The following is a 17,840-nucleotide window of genomic DNA, read 5'->3' on the forward strand; positions in this document are numbered from 1 at the left end:
GGCCCAGGCCAACGCGGTGGCCGAGCTGCTGCGGATCGCGCCGGTCGCCGGCCGGCTCGGCCGGCTCTTCGCCGAGGCCGGGCACGAGCTGTACCTCGTCGGCGGCAGCGTCCGCGACGCCCTGCTGGACCGCCTCGGCCACGACCTCGACTTCACCACCTCGGCGCGGCCCGACGACGTCGAGGCGCTGCTGCGCCGCTTCTCCCCGGCGGTCTGGACGATCGGCAAGGAGTTCGGGACCATCGGCTGCAAGGTCGAGGACCAGGGCACCAGCTGGGTGGTCGAGGTCACCACCTTCCGCTCCGACGCCTACGCCGCGGACAGCCGGAAGCCGGTCGTGCAGTTCGGGGACACCCTCGCCGGCGACCTCGTCCGGCGCGACTTCACCGTCAACGCCATGGCGGTCGCGCTGCCCGAGAACCGCTTCGTCGACCCGTACGGCGGGCTCGCCGACCTGGCCGCCGGGCAGATCCGGACGCCCGGGACGCCCGAGGCGTCGTTCAGCGACGACCCGCTGCGGATGATGCGGGCCGCCCGCTTCGCCGCCCAGCTGGGCTTCACCCCGGCGCCGGAGGTGGTGGCGGCGATGACGGCCATGGCGGACCGGATCGCCATCATCTCCGCCGAGCGGGTGCGCGACGAGCTGACCAAGCTGCTGCTGACCGACCGTCCGCGGCCGGGGCTGGACCTGCTGGTCCGGACCGGGCTGGCCGACCGGGTGCTGCCCGAGCTCCCCGCGCTGCGGCTGGAGCGCGACGAGCACCACCGCCACAAGGACGTCTACGAGCACAGCCTGACCGTGCTGGAGCAGGCGATCGAGCTGGAGGGTCGGCTGCCGTCGCGGCCCGACCTGGTGAACCGGCTGGCCGCGCTGCTGCACGACGTCGGCAAGCCGGCGACGCGCAAGTTCGAGGAGGGCGGCAAGGTCTCCTTCCACCACCACGACGTCGTCGGCGCGAAGCTGGTCCGCAAGCGGCTGACCGCGCTGCGCTTCTCCAGCGACGAGGTCAAGGCGGTCAGCGAGCTGGTGTTCCTGCACCTGCGCTTCCACGGCTACGGCGAGGGCAGCTGGACCGACTCCGCTGTCCGCCGCTACGTCCGCGACGCCGGCGACCAGCTGGAGCGGCTGCACATCCTCACCCGCGCCGACTGCACCACCCGCAACCAGGCCAAGGCGGCCCGGCTGCGGGCGGCGTACGACGACCTCGAGGACCGCATCGCCGTGCTGTCCGAGCAGGAGGAGCTGGCGTCCCTGCGGCCCGACCTCGACGGCCGCCAGATCATGGCGCTGCTCGACGTCCCGCCCGGCCCCCTGGTGGGCCAGGCCTACCGTCACCTGCTGGAGCTGCGGATCGAGGAGGGACCCCTCGGTCCCGAGCGGGCCGAGGAGGCGCTGCGCGCCTGGTGGGCGGAGCAGGCGCCGGGCTGAGCTCGTGCGGCCCCCGGGTGCTGCTGCGCCCGTTGCAGCGGGCGCAGGAGCGTCGAACGGCCGCAGGACCGGGCGTTGTCCACAGATCCCTTGCGTGGGCGGTCCGACGGGCGCCCGATCTGGTCGGCTAGGGCCATGTCCGACCACCCCGTGCTCACCCGTGACCTGCTCGCGGCCGGCTACTCTCCTGCGGAGGTGGCCCGGCTCGTCCGCTCGGGTGAGCTGGTCCGGCTCCGCCGAGGTGCCTACCGGACCGCTGCAGACCTCGAGCCCGATGCCGAGACCCGGCACCGCCAGCTGCTGCTCGCCACCGTACCGCTGCTGGCTCCGGACTCCGTGCTGAGCCATCGCTCCGCAGCGGTGGTGCTGGGCCTGCCGGTCGTCGGCGCTCTGGGACGGGTGGAGATCACCCGGTCGAGCGTGACCAGTGGCAAGGTGCGGGGAGCCGTGCACCTCCGGGCGGCGCCGCTGCCCGACGACGAGGTGACCAGCGTCGACGGCTGGCAGGTGACGACGCCGGCCCGGACGGTGGTCGACCTCGCCCGCACCTTGCCGCTCGGTCCGGCCGTCGCTGCCGGGGACGCCGCCCTGAGGGCTGGGACCTCGGTCGAGGAGGTCGAGTCGGTGCTCGCGAGCTCCGCCGGCCGGCCCGGCCTGGCCGCAGCGCGCCGGGCCTGCCGGTCGCTGGACGGCCGGAGCGAGAGCGCCGGCGAGTCGCTGAGCAGGGTCGTCCTGCACCGGCTGGGCCTGCCACCGTCGGGGCTGCAGCACGAGGTGCGTTCGGCGGACGGGGCACTGGTCGGGCGCTGCGACTTCGTCTGGGAGGAGCAGCGGACGCTCGGCGAGTTCGACGGCCGGGTGAAGTACGGCCGGCTGCTGCGGCCCGGCCAGCGTGCCGAGGACGTGCTGTGGGCCGAGAAGCTGCGTGAGGACGCGCTCCGTGACCTGGGCTGGCAGATCGTCCGCTGGACGTGGGCCGATCTGGACCGGGAGATCGTGCTGGCCGACCGGTTGCACCGCGCCTTCCGTCGTACGGCCCGTTGATGCTCCTGCGCCCGTTGCAACGGGCGCGGGACGACCGATCGGCCGCAGCGGGGTCAGACCGGCTGGGCCTGCAGGGACTCGGTGCCGCGGTCCATGGCGAGCCCGCGGGTCACGGCGGCGAAGACGGCGGCGGTGACGAGGTAGCAGGCGGCCAGCACGACCAGCACCAGGACCGACTTGCCGTCGGCCGGCAGCACCAGCGCGCCGATCACCGCGGCGACGACGAGGGCCATGTTGAAGACCATGTCGTAGAGCACGAAGACGCGGCCCTTGAGCTCGTCGTCGACGTGGGCCTGGACGAGGGTGTCGACGCAGATCTTGACGTTCTGCGCGGTCACGCCCAGCAGGAACGCGGCCACCAGCAGCGGCACCGTCGCGTAGATGGCCCCCGGCAGCACCTGCAGGACGCCCGAGGCCACCAGGCTCACCACCAGCCAGCGCCGGACGCCGAGCCGCGCGGTCCCGGGCGGGGTGACGGCGGCGGCCACCACGAACCCGGCCCCGGTGACCACCACCAGCAGCCCCAGGTCCGCGATCGCCGCGTCGACCTCGTCGACGGTGTGGAAGTAGTTGCGGTAGACCAGGATCGTCGCCACCGTGACGATCCCGTAGACCACCCGGTGGGCGCCGATGGTCAGCAGCCCGATCCCGGCGGCGGGGCGCTGCTGCAGGTGCCGGAGCGCCTCGACCAGACCGGCGACGACGTCGCCGGCCCGGGTCGGCTCCTCGACGTCGGGACCCAGCCGGTCCCGCGGGATCCGCAGCGCCAGGCTGACGCTCAGCACGAAGCCGGCCGCGGCGACGGTGAAGAGCACCGCGTTGGCGGTGAAGTCGGGCATCGACTGGCCGAGCAGCAGGCGCAGCCCCGTCCCGACCCCCACGCCGACCAGTGCCCCGGCCGGCCCGACCGTGGGCACCACCGAGTTGGCGACCATGTACTCGTCGGGCTCGATGGTGTGCGGCAGCGACGCCGAGAGCGCGGCGAGCAGGAAGCGGTTGAGGCTCATCGCCAGCAGGACGAGGCCGTAGAACACCGCCTCGACGGCCGGCGTCCGCAGCCCGGTGGCCACCAGGGCCGCCAGCCCGAGGCAGAGCACCGAGCGGCCGAGGTCGACGACGACCAGCACCTGGCGCCGGGAGAAGCGGTCCAGCACCACCGCGACGAAGGGGCCGAGCACCGAGAACGGCAGCAGGGTGATGGCCAGGACGGTGGCGATGGAGGCGGCGTCGGGCTGCCGCTCGGGGGAGAACAGCACGAACGAGGCCAGCGCGATCTGCAGCAGGCCGTCGCAGGACTGGGTGGCCACCCGGACCGCGAGCAGCCTCCGGAACAGCTGGTGCCGCCACAGGCGCCGCAGGCTGCGGAGGAACTCCACCTCAGCCCTCGGGGTACTTCTTGACGTACGCCTCCATCGTGTCCTTCTTGAGCGCCTCCGAGAGCTCCGCGAGCTTCGTCGTGTCGACGACGTCGATGCTCTGGCCGCCGGCGGTGGTGCCGAACCCGCTCAGGGGCGCCTGCAGCAGGGTGATGTCCTGGGCCCGGAGGCGCAGGGACAGCGCCGTCCGGCGGATCTCGGCGTCGGTGAGGCTGTTGTCCACGGTGAGGTGCTTGGCCAGGTTCGTGATGAAGCCGGTGAAGCGCGCCGGGTCGGAGATGACGTCGGCGCTGAGCCCCTTCGCCACGATGGCCTTGATGACGTTGCGCTGGTTCTCGGCCCGGTCGAGGTCCCCGTTCGGCAGCGAGTGGCGCTCCCGGACGAACCACAGGGCCTTCTCGCCCTGGAGGGTGACCTTGCCCTTGGGGTAGTCGAAGCCGTGCGAGCTGAAGGCCGTCTTGTTGGTGACGGTGACGCCCCCGAGGTCCTCGGTGAGGCCGATGAACCCCTCGAGCCCGACGAGGACGACGTGGTCCATCCGCACGTTGGTGAGCTGCTCCAGCGTCCGGACGGCGAGGGCCGGGCCGCCGAACGCGTAGGCGTCGTTGATCTTGCTCTTGCCGTGGCCCGGGATGTCGACGTACATGTCCCGGGGGAACGAGATGATCGAGGCCTGGTCCCGCTCCTTGTTCAGGTGGACGACCATGATCGAGTCGCTGCGGCCGTCGCCCTCGTCCTCGGGGTCGCGGCTGTCCGAGCCCAGCAGCACGTAGTTCAGGGTGCCGGTCTCGGGCTCGGCGCTCGGCCGGGCCGACTCGCCGGACGGGGCGTCACCCGGCAGGTCGATGCCGCGGTTGATGTTGCTGGTCAGGCCGCTGTCGACGCGCCAGGCGTAGACGCCGACCGCCACCAGGGCCAGCACCACGACCCCGGCCACCACGGCCAGCAGGCGTGGCCAGAGGCGTCGCCGCCGGCGGGTGCGGACAGGGGTGCTCGCGCTCCCCGCGTCGGGGCCTGCGGGCGCTGGGGTCTCGGGCATGCAGATGGGTCCTCGGCTGGAAGGTGAGCGCAGTCTACGGGCGGGGTCCGCCGGGGACGGGGCTGCGACAGGCCGGCGTCCCGCGTCGCTCAACGCACGAGCCGGCCCGATCGAGCCCGGACGGCGGCCCGGGACCGCACCGCGCCGACCGGCGGGGCCCGGCCGGCGCTAGGTTGGCCTCATGTCGCGCGCCGAGGAAGCCGCCCGCCGCGCCGAGCTGGCCGCCGCGCAGGAGCGCGGGGAGTCGGTGCAGGCCCAGAAGCTCGTCGACGCGTTCGTCACCGAGGCCCGGGCGCGCGGGCTGGCCCCCGAGCCGCTGCGGGCCGTCCTGTTCACGGGGCAGTCCGTGCGGACGGACAAGACCGGCTGGTACCTGCGCAAGAACCGCAGCCTGGCCATCGGCGACGACGGCTCCTACTACGTGCTGACGGTGCCCGGTGGCCTGCGCGAGCGGCTGTCCGGGGTGCGGCTGCAGCCCAGCCCGCCGCCGCTGGTGGTGGGCAAGGGCGGCCGTGACGGGGAGTCGGGCTCGTTGACCGACTTCCTGCAGTGGCGGCTCGACGCGGGTTGACCCTTGAAAGGCAAGCCATGACTTGCCTATAGTGCAGGAGATGGAGGACGAGGCGGAGGCCGGCCTGTACCGGGCGCTGGCCGACCCGACCCGGCGTCTCCTGCTCGACGAGCTGCGCGAGCGCGACGACCAGTCGCTGTTCGAGCTGTGCACCCGGCTGGCCGTGGTGCACCAGGTCACCTCGTCCCGGCAGGCGGTGTCCCAGCACCTCGCGGTGCTGGAGGCGGCGGGTCTGGTGCGGACGCGGCGGAGCGGGCGGACCAAGCTGCACACGCTCTCCACCGCACCCCTGCGCGCCGTCCTGGAGCGCTGGCCGCTGCCCACCGAGGAGACCCCATGACCACCGAACCCGCCCCGCGGATCGTCCTGACCAGCATCCACGTCGACGACCAGGCCCGTGCCCGGGCCTTCTACACCGACGTGCTGGGCTTCCGGCTCAAGCACGACCTCCCGCTGGGCGAGCACCGCTGGCTGACCGTCGTGAGCGCGCAGGACCCCGACGGCGTCGAGCTGCTGCTGGAGCCCGACGACCACCCGGCGGCCCGGGCCTACCAGGCCGCGCTGACGGCGGACGGCATCCCGAGCGGCTCCTTCGCCGTCGACGACGTGCGGGCCGTCGTGGCCGTGCTCGAGGCGCGCGGCGTGCGGGTGGTCCAGCCACCCACGGAGATGGGCCCGGTCGTCACCGCCGTCATCGACGACACCTGCGGGAACCTGCTGCAGCTGACGGCGCCGTCGGCGCTCGCTCCGCTCACCCGCGGAGAGGGCTCCTAGCCTCCGGCGTGGGCCGGGGGCAGCGTCGGCGGCTCCTCCCGGGGATCGAGCCCGCTAGATGTCCTCGTCCGTGACGGCCGTGCGCTTGACCTTGACGAAGCGCATGTAGGCGTTGACGACCTCCTCGGGCTCGCCGCGCATCATCAGCTGGCCCTGGTTCAGCCAGATGGCCTCGTTGCACATCTCCTTGATGGAGCCGAGGCCGTGGCTGACCAGGAACATCGCCCGGGCGCTCTGCCGCAGCTCGGCCATCTTGGCGTTGGCCTTCTCGCGGAACTTCGCGTCGCCGGTGGAGAGCGCCTCGTCGATCATCAGGATGTCGGGCTTCATGTGCACGGCCACGGAGAAGCCGACGCGGGCGGACATGCCGGAGGAGTAGGTGCGCATCGGCATGTCGATGAACTCGCCCAGCTCGGTCCACTCGGCGACGTCGTCGGCCCGTTCCTCGACGTCCTTGCGGGACAGCCCGGAGGCGAGACCGCCCAGGATGATGTTCTCCCGGCCCGACAGGTCCTTGTTGAAGCCGACGCCGAGGGCGAGGAGCGTGCTGGCCTTGCCCCACACCTCGATCGACCCGCTGGTGGGGGGCAGGATGCCGGCCATCGCCCGCATCAGCGTCGACTTGCCGGCGCCGTTGGAGCCGATGATGCCCAGCGCGGTGCCGGTGCGGACGTCGAAGCTGACGTCCTTGATCGCCTCGACCTCGCGGACCGCGCGCTGGCCGCGGCCGAAGCGGACCAGGGCCTGCTTCAGGGTGGGCTTCCGCTCGAAGGTCGTCCGGTAGGTGATGGACAGGTTCTCCACCCGGACGGCGTAGGGCGGGTCCGTCGGCACGACGACGGGGGCGGGGGACTCAGGTGAGGCGGACAGCGAACTCACGCTCCCTCGAGATGAAGAACAGGAAGCCGAGGACCGCGACGGCCACCGCCCAGACGGCCGAGGTGACCCACATCGACAGGTCGGGCACCCGGCCCTCCTGGATGGCGTCGGAGTAGCCCCCGAGCATCGAGTACATCGGGTTGATCTGGATCAGGGTGAGCATCCAGCGCGGGAAGTCGCTGTTGAAGATCGCCTCCGGGAGCCAGAGCACGGGCGACAGGTACATCCAGAGCCGGACGAAGAAGGGCAGGAAGCTCGAGGTGTCGCGGAAGTAGATCTGCAGCGTGGAGAAGAACGCGGCCATGCCCATCCCGAACAGGATCATCGTCACCAGGAAGTAGCCACCCAGCAGCATCTGCCAGCTCCACTGGTCGCGGAGGAAGAGCACGTGGAAGAAGAGGTAGACGGGGATCGTCGGCAGGAACCGGAAGAACGCGGTGCGCACCGCCGAGAGCGGGATCAGCAGGCGGGGGAAGGCGGTGTTGATCAGCAGCCGGCCCGATGTCGTGACCGACGTCGCGCCCGAGGTGATCGAGGTCGAGACGAGGTTGAACGCGAACAGCCCGAGGGTGAGGTGGGTGAAGAAGGCCGGGTCGTGCCGACCGCGGATGATCGTCACCAGCAGGTAGTAGACGGCCGCCGTCAGCAGCGGGTTCAGCACCAGCCAGGCCTGGCCGAAGAAGGTGGAGACGTTGGCGCTGCGCATCGTGGCGCGGCTCATCTCGGCGGCGAACTCCCGGCGGTGCCACAGCTCGCGGAAGTACGGGACGAGCGGGGGCAGCCCGGCACGGTGCGGGCCGTAGCGGTGGTAGACCGGCTCGAACTCCGTCTCGTTGTCCCGGGTGGGCGCCGTCATGGCCGCACCGTCTCCATTCCGACTCCTGCTCGTCCGTGGTCACGACCGTCGGTCCGGGTCCGTGTGGCGTCCGGGGCCGGCTCCCGGCTGCCCGATCTGGGTGGACAGTCTGCCACGAGCCCGACCTCCGGCCCGCTCAGCCGGGACGCCCGCGCGCGGTGCCGGCGCGGCGACGGACCGGGCACGCCCAGCGACCACCACCTCACGCGCTCACCCTAGGCCCGGGGACCGCCGGCGGCCCGGCACGCCCGTCGAGGGGGCCCGGGTCGTCCACCGGGACCGAAGTCCCGTCCCCGGACGCCTTTCGTCACCGGGGCGGGGAGGGCCTTCGGGCACACCCCGCGCGGTTCCGCAGGCGAAGGTCCCGACTCCGCTCCCGCCCGTAGCGGTGCCCGCCCGCGCCTTCCTAGGGTCGTGGTCACTCGGGGTTCGACCAGGAAATCCACCACCTTCCAACGATCCCGAGGTGCACCATGAAGTCGATCAAGATCATCGGAGCGGCCGGTGCCAGCATCGCCCTGCTGGCCGGCGCCGGTGTCCAGGCGGCCTCGGCGGCCTCACCCACCTGCTCGGCGCTGGACGACCCCATCTACCAGGTCGTGAACCCGAAGGTCGGTTCGAGCCTGCTGACCCCGTGGGCCGGCGAGGTCACCAAGGCGGCGAAGCACGGCTTCACCGCCGACCGCGGCGTCGTCTTCTACGGCTCCACCGTCAAGGCCGCCGGCCTGGTCGGCGTGCACCGCCTGTACAACGCCAAGACCCAGGACTTCCTCTTCTCCATCAGCAGCACCGAGATCGGGTCCGCCGTCAGCGCGAAGGGCTACGTCGACCAGGGCACCAGCTTCTACGTCTCGCCGACCGGCGCGACCGGCTGCCGGGTGGGCATGCCGCGGCTGGTGAAGGGCACCCAGCACCGGGTCGCCACGCTGACCGGCGAGAGCGCCACCATGACGAAGGCCGGCTGGACCCTCGAGGGGGTCCGCTTCTACGTCGCCACGAAGGGCGCCGACCCGGCCGCACCCGAGACCCCGGCCCCGACGCCCACGCCGACCCCCACGCCCTCCAGCCCCGCCGCGTCCGCCGGTCCGTTCCAGTTCGCGGTCGTGCCCGACACCCAGCTCGAGGTGCTCAAGGCCGGTGACGCCCGGATGAAGGCGCGCAACCAGTGGCTGGTCAACCAGAAGGTGGCCTTCGTCGCCCAGACCGGCGACCTCGTGAACTGGGACACCGACGCCCACGAGCAGTACGACCGCGCGAAGGTCGGGATGGGCGTGCTGACCGCCAACCAGACCCCGTACACGGTCGCCGTCGGCAACCACGACTCGATGGCCACCGGCGTCGGCGGCAGCGCCCGGCCGGGGAAGACCTGGGAGCTGGTCCGGGACACCCGGACGCTGAACCACTACTTCTCCGCCGAGGACTTCGGCAACGTGGCCGGCGCGTTCGAGCCCGGCAAGATCGACAACGTCTACGCGACCTACCAGGCCGGCGGCAAGAAGTTCATGGTCCTCACGCTCGAGTTCGCGCCCCGCAAGGCCGCCGTCGCCTGGGCCCGCTCCGTCGTGGCCAGCCACCCCGACCACAACGTCATCATCTCCACGCACTTCTACCTCAACGGGAACAACACCATCTCCACCAGCAACGGTGGCTACGGCGACGCGTCCGGCAAGTACGTCTTCGACAACCTGGTCAGCCAGTACCCGAACATCAAGATGGTCTTCTCCGGCCACGTGGGCTACGCCGCCAAGGCCCGGGTCGACACCGGCAAGGCCGGCAACAAGGTCTACTCCTTCCTGACCACCTTCCACGAGGGCACCACCAACCCGGTCCGGATGCTCAGCGTGGACACCACGAAGGGGACGGTCTCCAGCACGATCTACGCCCCCTTCGACAACAAGACCTGGCACGCCTACGACCAGACCGTCGCCGTCGACTTCGTCTGACCCCGTCCCCCGACCCGGCGGTCAACGCGCCGCAGTCCTCCCTCCCGATCGGGGGAGAGGGGAGACCGCCGGGCAGGAGCAGCACGGCGGGCCACCCGGCCCGCCGTTGCTGCGTCCCGGGGGTGCGCGCTGCTGACCTAGGCTCGGCGCATGAGGCACCAGGCCCGTCGCACCACCGCTCCGGCACGCCGCCCGTGACCACGGCCCCCGCACCCACCGCCCCGGCCACGGCCACCCCACCGGCCCCGGACGACCGGGTGCTCTCCCGGATCGCCGGGCTTCTCGCGCCGTACAAGGCGAAGATGCTGCTGGTCGCGGTGGCGGTGGTCACCGCGGCGGTGCTGACCTCGGTCGCCCCCTTCCTCACCCGGGCCGTCTTCGACGACGCGCTCTTCCGGGTGGACGGCGGACCGGCCGACCTCCGGCTGCTGGCGTGGCTGGTCGCCGGGCTGTGCGTGATCCCGGTGCTGAGCGCGCTGATCGGCATCGGCCAGAACCTGCTGACCGCGACCATCGGCAACTCGGCGATGGCCGACCTCCGCAGCACCCTCTTCGCCCACCTGCAGAAGATGGAGCTCGCCTTCTTCACCGCGACCAGGACGGGCGCCATCCAGTCCCGGCTGGCCAACGACGTCAGCGGCGTCCGGACGGTGCTGACCGACACCGCGACGACGATCCTGCAGAACTCGGTCACCGTCATCTCGGCGTTCATCGCGATGGTCCTGCTGTCCTGGGAGCTGACGGTCCTGACGCTGGTGCTGATGCCGCTGTTCGTCGTCCTCCAGGTCCGGGTGGGCCGGCGGCGCCAGCGGCTGGCGCGCCGCACCCAGGAGTCGCTGTCGGAGATGACGGCGATCACGGAGGAGTCGCTCTCGGTCTCGGGCATCCTGCTGGCCAAGGTGTTCAACCGGGCCGACTCCGAGGTGGCCCGCTACCGCGAGGAGAACCGGCGGCAGACGCGGCTGCAGGTCGAGCAGGCCATGACCGGCCGGGCGTTCTTCGCGCTGGTGCAGACCTTCTTCGCGATCACCCCGGCGCTGATCTACCTGGTCGCCGGGTTCATGATCACCGGTCGGCTGGGCGGCGGGTCCGGGCTGACCGCCGGCACCCTCGTCGCGTTCACCACCCTGCAGGCGCGGCTGCAGATGCCGCTCATCCAGCTCATGCGGGTGACGCTGGACGTGCAGACCTCGCTGGCCCTGTTCCGGCGGATCTTCGAGTACCTCGACCTCGTGCCCGCCGTCCAGGAACGGGCCGGGGCCCGCGACCTGCCCGGGGGCGCGGAGGGTGGCTCGGTGGAGTTCCGCGACGTCTGGTTCCGCTACCCGGAGCCGCGCGAGCTGACCGGCGGCCGCGCCGGCGCGGCGCGCTTCGCCCGGCCCGAGGCGGTCGTGGACCCGGAGGCGCCCGTGGAGCCCGAGCGGCCCGCGGGGGACGGCTGGACCCTGCGCCACCTCAGCCTCACGGTCCGGCCCGGGCAGCTGGCCGCGATCGTCGGCCCGTCCGGGTCGGGCAAGACGACGATGACCTACCTGGTGCCGCGCTTCTACGACGTGAGCGAGGGCGCGGTGCTCGTGGACGGCGTCGACGTGCGGGACGCCACCATGAACTCCCTGGCCGAGGCCGTCGGGATGGTCACCCAGGAGCCGTACCTGTTCCACGGCACCATCTACGACAACATCGCGTACGCCCGGCCCGACGCGACCGAGGCGGAGATCCACCAGGCGGCGCGCGACGCCAACATCCACGAGCGGATCATGAGCTTCGACGACGGCTACGAGACCATCACCGGCGAGCGGGGCTACCGGCTCTCCGGCGGGGAGAAGCAGCGGCTCGCCATCGCGCGGGTGTTCCTGATGAACCCGCGGGTGCTGATCCTGGACGAGGCGACCTCAGCGCTGGACACCGAGACGGAGCGGCTGGTGCAGGACGCCCTCGAGCGGGCCACCCGCGGCCGGACCACGATCGCCATCGCCCACCGGCTCTCGACCATCCAGAACGCCGACGTCATCTTCGGCCTCGAGGACGGGGTGCTGGTGGAGCAGGGCAGCCACGCCGAGCTGCTGGCCCGCGGCGGGCTGTACGCCCGGCTCTACACCGAGCAGTTCAGCGGCGGCGCCGTCGAGGCCCGCTTCGCCGACGGCGTCCTGTTCAGCGACGGCAGCACGGTCTGCGACGGCCGCGGCCGTCAGCGGGCCGACGTCAGCCTCTGAGCAGACCGCGGCCTGGGCCTGTCGAAGGCCCTTCGACAGGCTCAGGGGAGCGGCAGCTCCGCGCGCGGTGCGACGAGGCTCCCGGGCGTGGGCCGAGGACAGCGGACCGGCGAGCTGTGGCGTTGCTGGACCCGACGATCAGGCGGCGCGGACGTCGTCCCACGTGCCCCGCGCGTAGGCGGCCGGGTAGGGCGCCTCGCGCCAGGTCAGCCCCAGCTCCGCGGCGGCCCGGAGCGGCCAGGACGGCTCGCGCAGGGCGGCGCGGGCCAGCAGCACGGAGTCGGCCTGGCCGGAGGCCAGCACCTCCTCGGCCTGCTGCGGGGTGGTGATGAGGCCGACGGCGCCGGTCGGGACGCCCGCCTGGCTGCGGACGGCCGCGGAGAACGGCAGCTGGTAGCCCGGGCCGACCGGGATGTCGGCGGTCACGTTGCCGCCGGTGGAGACGTCGACCAGGTCGACGCCCCGGTCCTTGAGCACCCCGGCGAGCCGGACCGAGTCGTCGCCGTCCCAGCCGCCCTCGGTCCAGTCGGTGGCGGAGATCCGCACGAACAGCGGCTTGCCGTCGGGCCAGACGGCGCGGACCGCGTCGACGACCTCGAGCAGCAGCCGGGTGCGGCCGGCGAAGCCGCCGCCGTAGCCGTCGGTGCGGGTGTTGGACAGCGGCGAGAGGAACTGGTGCAGCAGGTAGCCGTGGGCCGCGTGCACCTCGACGACGTCGAAGCCGGCCTCGTCGGCCCGGCGGGCGGCGTCGGCGAAGGCCGTGACGACGCCGGGCAGGTCCGCGGTCGTGAGGGCGCGGGGGGCGGAGTAGCCGGGGAACGCGTCCGTGCCCGGGCCGACGGAGGTCCAGCCGCCCTCGTCCTCGGCGACGGTGCCGGTGGGCTCGCCCGGGAAGCCGCGGTAGGTGGAGGCCTTGCGCCCGGCGTGCGCCAGCTGCACGCCGATCGTCGAGCCCTGGGCGTGCACGAAGTCCACGACGGGGGCCCACGCGTCCCGCTGCTCGTCGTTCCAGAGCCCGGTGTCCTGCGGGCTGATCCGGCCCTCGGGCACGACGGCGGTGGCCTCGGTGATGATCAGACCGAACCCGCCCTGGGCTCGCGAGCCGAGGTGAACGAGGTGCCAGTCGGTGGGCACGCCGTCCTCGGCCAGCACGGAGTACTGGCACATCGGTGCCAGCCAGACGCGGTTGGGGATCGTGAGGTCACGCAGGGTCAGGGGGGTGAAGAGCGCGGGCATGTCCAGGGCAACCGGGCGGGACCAGGCCCGATTCCGCACCGTCGGCGTGCGCTCGGTCACACGGGTCGCCTAGCCTCGCCGCCATGACCTGCCGAGCCCTGCTGCTGACCGGCACCGTCGGGGTGGGTAAGACCACCACGGCCGACGCGGTGGGGGACCGGCTGCGGGAGCAGGGGGTGCCGCACGCGGTCGTCGACCTCGACGAGCTGCGCCGCTGCTGGCCGGCCCCGGCCGGCGACCCCTTCCACACCGCCCTCGAGCTGAGGAACCTGGCGGCGGTCGCGCGCGCCTACCGGGCGGCCGGCGCGGTGCGGCTGGTGCTGGCCGGCGTGGCCGAGAGCCGCGACGACCGGGAGCGCTACGCCGGGGCGCTGGGCGTCCCCCTGCAGGTGGTGCGGCTGCTCGGCGCCGCCGCCGTCGTCGAACCCCGGCTGCGGGCGCGGCACTCCGACGACCCGGAGGGGCTCGCCTGGCACCTGCACCGGCGGGGCGAGCTGGACGCCGTGCTGGACGCGGCCGCCGTCGCCGACGCCGACGTGCGGGTGGACGGGCTGTCCCGGGGCGCCGTGGCCGACGCGGTGCTGCGGGCGGCGGGCTGGGTCGCACAGAAATGTGCTCCGTCAGCGGACGGGTTTGACGTTTCACGCGCTTGACAGCGCCACCCGGCCTATCGTGGCTCCACCACGACGTTCTCCGGGGGGACAGATGTCGAACGGTGGCAACACTGATGGGGCGGCGCTGACGGCGCCCCGACCGAGCGAGGTCCGGGACGAGACCACGGTGCTGGTGGTGGACGACCACCAGTGCTTCAGCGATCTGCTGACGGCCGCGCTCGCGGCCGTCCCGGGCTTCCGCTGCCTGGGCACGGCCTCGTCCGCGGCCGAGGGGGTCGAGCTGGCCGGCCGGTTGAGGCCCGACGTCGTCGTCATGGACATCCAGATGCCGGGCACCGACGGCCTGGCCGCCACCCGCCGGCTGCGGCAGGCGAGCCCGGCGACCGCCGTCGCCGTCGTCACCGCGCACACCGACGCCGAGTGGGTGGCGCGTGCCGCGCAGGCCGGCGCCTCGGCCTTCATCCCCAAGGGGGGCACGCTCGCCGAGATGGTCGACCTGCTGCGCAGTGCCCGGCCGGGCCGCATGGTGGTGGCGCCGTCGCTCCGCCGGACCGCGCCGGTATCCACCGCGGCCGGGGCGCCGGACGCGCTGACCGCCCGTGAGCTCGAGGTGCTGGGCTACATCGGCCAGGGCCTGCAGGCCAAGAGCGTGGCCCGGGTGATGGGGATCAGCGTGCACACCTGCCGGGGCTACATCAAGACCGTCTACGCGAAGCTCCACGTGAGCAGCCGGATCGAGGCCGTCAACCGCGCCCGCCAGCTGCAGCTCCTCGACTCGTGAGCAAGCGGGCGTCGGGCGTCCGGGTCATCCGCATCGGCGCGCGGCGCGAGCTGACGCTGCTGGTCGGTCTGGGGCTGGCCGTGATGCTGGCCATCGGCCTCGGCGCGGCCTTCGCCAGCCAACGGGTCGCGCAGACCCAGGCCCTGGACGACGCCGAACGGATGACGGTGCGGCTGGCCAACCTGGTGATCAAGCCGGGACTGCCGGGCTACCTGGAGTACGACGAGGCGAAGGCCGACGAGCTGCGGCGCGCCCTCGCCAACCGGATGTCCGACGGCTACCTGACCGAGGTGACCGTGTGGGGCGCCGATGGCATGGTCCTGTTCAGCAACAAGGCCGAGGACGTCGGCAACCTGGTGGAGCCGGTCCCGATCGAGGTCCAGGACGCCATCGCGGGCCGCACGACGTCGGACTTCGAGGACGACCCGCCCGAGGCGGACGCCCTGCCCAGCGCGGGCGCCCCGGCCGGTGTCGAGGAGGACCGCGGGCCCAGCCGCTACGTCGAGGTCTACACCCCGCTCGTCATGCCCGGGTACCCGCCGATGGCCTTCGAGGCCTACTACGACTACCACCGGGTCGAGGACGTCGCCGACCGCCTGCTCCGGCAGACCCTGCCGCTGGTGCTGGGGCCGCTGCTGGTCCTGCAGGCGATCCAGATCCCGATCGCCGTCTCCCTGGCCCGGCGGCTCCGGCGGCACCAGGACGAGCGCGCGCGGCTGCTCGAGCGCGCCCTCTCGAGCTCCGACGCCGAACGCGTCCGCTTCGCCGCCGACCTGCACGACGGTCCGATCCAGGACCTGGCCGGGATCGGCTACGCGCTGGGAGCGGTCGCGCCGTCGGTCGACCCGAAGCACGCCCCGCTGATGGCCCGGGTCCAGGAGGCCCTCCAGCGCTCCGTGCAGAGCCTGCGCACCCTGATGACCGACCTGTACCCGCCCGACCTGCGCGACGGCAACCTCGTCGAGGCGCTGGGCGCGCTGGCGTCGAACGTCCGGGCGGAGGGTCTCGCGGTCGACCTGCAGCTCGCCGACGTGCCCGAGCTGGCCGAGGACCAGGTGACGACCCTGTACCGCGTGGTGCGGGAGAGCCTGGCCAACGTCGTCAAGCACGCGCAGGCGAGCACCGTGACCATCTCGCTGGGCCCGGTCGCGCCCGACGCCACCGACCCGCAGACCGCCCGCGTCCGGCTCGTCGTCGCCGACGACGGCGTGGGGGTGGACCCCTCCCGGCTGGACAAGCGCGCCGAGGGCCACCTGGGCCTCCGGCTGCTCGCCGACCGCGTGGAGAGCCTCGGTGGCCGGCTCGTGGTCGCGACCGGACCGGACCGGGGCACCTCCGTCGAGGTGGAGCTGCCGGTCGACTCCGCGGCCCGCCGGGGCCTGCCGGGCTGAGACCCCGCTCAGCCGTTCACCGGGACGACCAGGACCGCGGTGGGCTCGTCGAACCGGCTCGTCCGGGCGCTGACCAGCAGCTGCCACGCGCCGGGCACCGGCAGGGCCGCCGAGACGGCGTAGCGTCCCGGCTGGTCGAGCGGTCGCACGGTGGCCGGCAGCGGGCCGAGGCCCTGCTCCGGCAGCGACAGCGAGACCCGCGGCGGCTCGTCGATGACCAGCGGGGCGCCGTCCGGACCGCGCAGGGTCAGCTCCGCGGTCCGCGTGCCCACCCCGCCCGGGGCGACGCTCAGCTGCACGCTCCCCGTGCCCAGCTCGGCCCGCTGCGCCGACGCCGCGGTGACTGCCGCCGGGCTGCCGGGCTCGGCCGGCGCGCTGGGGCTCTGCCCGACGAGCACGCCGGTGACGGCGAGGGCGACGACGACGACGGCCGCCTCGTCGACGACGGCGGCGCGGAGCCGCCGCCACTGCTCGGCCGGTGCGCCGCGACGGCGGACCGCACCGACCAGGGAGTAGCGGTTCCAGGCCGCGAGCACGCCGACGACGGCCACCAGGGCCAGCTTGGCCAGCAGGGCGCGGCCCCAGCCGGTGCCCGTCAGGTCGGCGGGCCGCTCCAGCACCAGGGTGGCCATGGCCAGGCCGCTCACGCCGAGCAGGCCGACCAGCACGCCCGCCAGCGCCGAGAACCGGACGACGACGGCCGCGGTGGCCACCGCCTCCTCGGGCCGGCGGCGCGCGGCCAGCAGGTGCAGGCCGAGCCCGAGCAGCCCACCGGACCAGACGGCGGCGGCGCTGACGTGCACCAGGTCGAGCAGCGCCATCACCCACGTCGGGCCGACGGTGCGGGTGTGCCCGGTCGCCAGCACGGAGGACAGGGCGACGAGCGACCCCAGCAGCCCGACGCCCCGGGCGGCTGCGGCGGGCAGCCGCCCGGCGACCAGCAGCAGCAGGGCGCCCGCGGTGACGAGGGCCACGGCGGCGCCGGCCCCCGAGCCGGAGCCGAGGCCCTCCTGCCAGGCCCAGCCGTCGGCCAGGTCGGAGACCGGACCACCCGCCTGCTCCACCGCGCTGGTGCCGGCCAGCAGCAGGGTGGCGGTCACGGCGAGCGCCAGGCCGCCGACGACGAGCCGTCCGCCGCGGCCGGACCAGGTCCCCGGGGCGAGCACCAGGTGGCGGAAGACCCAGAGCCCGACGCCGCCGAGCAGGCCGAGCCAGCTGAGGACCTGCAGGGACGTCCGCAGGGTGGCGACGGCCCCGCCGCGGGTGTCGAGGTCCGGGGCCGAGGGTGGTGTCGCCGAAGGAGCCCCGACGGCGAAGGCGACGGCCCCGCCCACGGGGTGGCCGTCGGCCGAGACGACGCGCCAGCCCAGCAGGTAGCTGCCCCGGGCGAGCCCGGTCGGCAGCGCCGCGGTGACGACGCGGTCCCGGCTGCTCACGCCGACGGTGCTGGGCACGCCGTCGACGGTGTGCCGGCCCGTGCTGTCGTAGAGGGCGAAGCCGCCCTCGACCACGGTGACGGGTTCGTTGAACCGGAGCTCGACGGTGCCGGGCGCGGCGGCGACCACGGTGCCGTCGGCGGGCACCGTGTCGACCAGCCGGGTGTGCGCGGACGCGGACGGGGCGCCGAGCACGGCGCCGAGCAGGAGCGCGGCCAGCAGTCCGAGCGCGCGGGCCCAGCGGCGGCGGTTGCGCAC

The 17,840-nt window shown here is 73.5% G+C and carries 16 protein-coding genes; 10 read left to right on the top strand and 6 right to left on the bottom strand.

The genetic code is table 11. The features are described 5' to 3' along the window. Positions 1 to 16 precede the first annotated feature (16 nt). Positions 17 to 1,429 carry a CCA tRNA nucleotidyltransferase gene (locus BLT72_RS21705; RefSeq protein ID WP_231930710.1) on the top strand — a complete coding sequence of 471 codons (1,413 nt, stop codon included), beginning with the start codon at positions 17 to 19 and terminating at the stop codon, positions 1,427 to 1,429. Between the two features lie 135 nt (positions 1,430 to 1,564). Next, positions 1,565 to 2,473, top strand: a complete 909-nt coding sequence (locus BLT72_RS21710) for a type IV toxin-antitoxin system AbiEi family antitoxin domain-containing protein (RefSeq protein ID WP_091416209.1) — start codon at positions 1,565 to 1,567, stop codon at positions 2,471 to 2,473. Positions 2,474 to 2,526: 53 nt separating this feature from the next. Here the strand turns inward: BLT72_RS21710 and BLT72_RS21715 are convergent, their stop codons facing one another. Next, positions 2,527 to 3,849: an MFS transporter gene (locus BLT72_RS21715; RefSeq protein WP_091416213.1), complete on the bottom strand. Its 1,323-nt coding sequence runs from the start codon at positions 3,847 to 3,849 to the stop codon at positions 2,527 to 2,529. A 1-nt stretch (position 3,850) separates the two neighbouring features. Then, positions 3,851 to 4,888 (bottom strand): LCP family protein, encoded by a 1,038-nt coding sequence (locus BLT72_RS21720; protein WP_091416217.1) that lies wholly within the window; start codon positions 4,886 to 4,888, stop codon positions 3,851 to 3,853. Between the two features lie 181 nt (positions 4,889 to 5,069). Here BLT72_RS21720 and BLT72_RS21725 point away from each other — a divergent pair, with 181 nt between their 5' ends. The 3 genes from BLT72_RS21725 to BLT72_RS21735 are packed head-to-tail and all read left to right on the top strand — an operon-like array spanning position 5,070 to position 6,233. Next, complete coding sequence (locus BLT72_RS21725) at positions 5,070 to 5,459, top strand: hypothetical protein (RefSeq protein WP_091416221.1); 390 nt, start codon at positions 5,070 to 5,072, stop codon at positions 5,457 to 5,459. 40 nt (positions 5,460 to 5,499) lie between these two features. Continuing rightward, entirely contained in the window at positions 5,500 to 5,799 is a 300-nt protein-coding gene (locus tag BLT72_RS21730) for an ArsR/SmtB family transcription factor (RefSeq protein ID WP_091416224.1), read from the top strand. Further along, entirely contained in the window at positions 5,796 to 6,233 is a 438-nt protein-coding gene (locus tag BLT72_RS21735) for a VOC family protein (RefSeq protein WP_091416227.1), read from the top strand. Before BLT72_RS21730 ends, BLT72_RS21735 begins: the two co-directional genes overlap by 4 nt. 54 nt (positions 6,234 to 6,287) lie before the next feature. On the opposite strand, the gene BLT72_RS21740 is transcribed toward BLT72_RS21735, so the two are convergent. Next, a complete protein-coding gene (locus tag BLT72_RS21740) occupies positions 6,288 to 7,112 on the bottom strand; it encodes an ABC transporter ATP-binding protein (RefSeq protein ID WP_231930220.1) in 825 nt (274 codons plus the stop codon). Continuing rightward, the gene (locus BLT72_RS21745) at positions 7,087 to 7,968 is read right to left on the bottom strand and encodes an ABC transporter permease (RefSeq protein WP_091416230.1); all 882 of its coding nucleotides are present in this window, start codon (positions 7,966 to 7,968) and stop codon (positions 7,087 to 7,089) included. The genes BLT72_RS21740 and BLT72_RS21745 overlap by 26 nt, the downstream gene beginning before the upstream one ends. Before the next feature lie 473 nt (positions 7,969 to 8,441). Here BLT72_RS21745 and BLT72_RS21750 point away from each other — a divergent pair, with 473 nt between their 5' ends. Further along, complete coding sequence (locus BLT72_RS21750) at positions 8,442 to 9,911, top strand: metallophosphoesterase (RefSeq protein ID WP_091416232.1); 1,470 nt, start codon at positions 8,442 to 8,444, stop codon at positions 9,909 to 9,911. 194 nt (positions 9,912 to 10,105) lie between these two features. Then, positions 10,106 to 12,124, top strand: a complete 2,019-nt coding sequence (locus BLT72_RS23410) for an ABC transporter ATP-binding protein (RefSeq protein ID WP_280949237.1) — start codon at positions 10,106 to 10,108, stop codon at positions 12,122 to 12,124. Between the two features lie 138 nt (positions 12,125 to 12,262). On the opposite strand, the gene BLT72_RS21760 is transcribed toward BLT72_RS23410, so the two are convergent. Then, positions 12,263 to 13,366 carry an NADH:flavin oxidoreductase/NADH oxidase gene (locus tag BLT72_RS21760; RefSeq protein ID WP_091418127.1) on the bottom strand — a complete coding sequence of 368 codons (1,104 nt, stop codon included), beginning with the start codon at positions 13,364 to 13,366 and terminating at the stop codon, positions 12,263 to 12,265. Between the two features lie 77 nt (positions 13,367 to 13,443). On the opposite strand from BLT72_RS21760, the gene BLT72_RS21765 reads away from it, so the two are divergent. From BLT72_RS21765 to BLT72_RS21775, 3 genes are read left to right on the top strand one after another with little or no spacing between them, the layout of a single operon-like run. Then, on the top strand, positions 13,444 to 14,013 hold the full coding sequence (locus tag BLT72_RS21765) for an adenylyl-sulfate kinase (protein WP_091416235.1): 570 nt from the start codon (positions 13,444 to 13,446) through the stop codon (positions 14,011 to 14,013). Between the two features lie 52 nt (positions 14,014 to 14,065). Next, entirely contained in the window at positions 14,066 to 14,755 is a 690-nt protein-coding gene (locus BLT72_RS21770; RefSeq protein ID WP_091416238.1) for a response regulator transcription factor, read from the top strand. Next, complete coding sequence (locus tag BLT72_RS21775) at positions 14,752 to 16,146, top strand: sensor histidine kinase (RefSeq protein WP_091416241.1); 1,395 nt, start codon at positions 14,752 to 14,754, stop codon at positions 16,144 to 16,146. Before BLT72_RS21770 ends, BLT72_RS21775 begins: the two co-directional genes overlap by 4 nt. An 8-nt stretch (positions 16,147 to 16,154) precedes the next feature. Here BLT72_RS21775 and BLT72_RS21780 read toward each other — a convergent pair whose 3' ends face one another. Further along, on the bottom strand, positions 16,155 to 17,840 hold the full coding sequence (locus tag BLT72_RS21780; RefSeq protein WP_091416243.1) for a copper resistance CopC/CopD family protein: 1,686 nt from the start codon (positions 17,838 to 17,840) through the stop codon (positions 16,155 to 16,157).

It is taken from the genome of Friedmanniella luteola (genome assembly GCF_900105065.1).
Classification (GTDB): Bacteria; Actinomycetota; Actinomycetes; order Propionibacteriales; family Propionibacteriaceae; genus Microlunatus; species Microlunatus luteolus.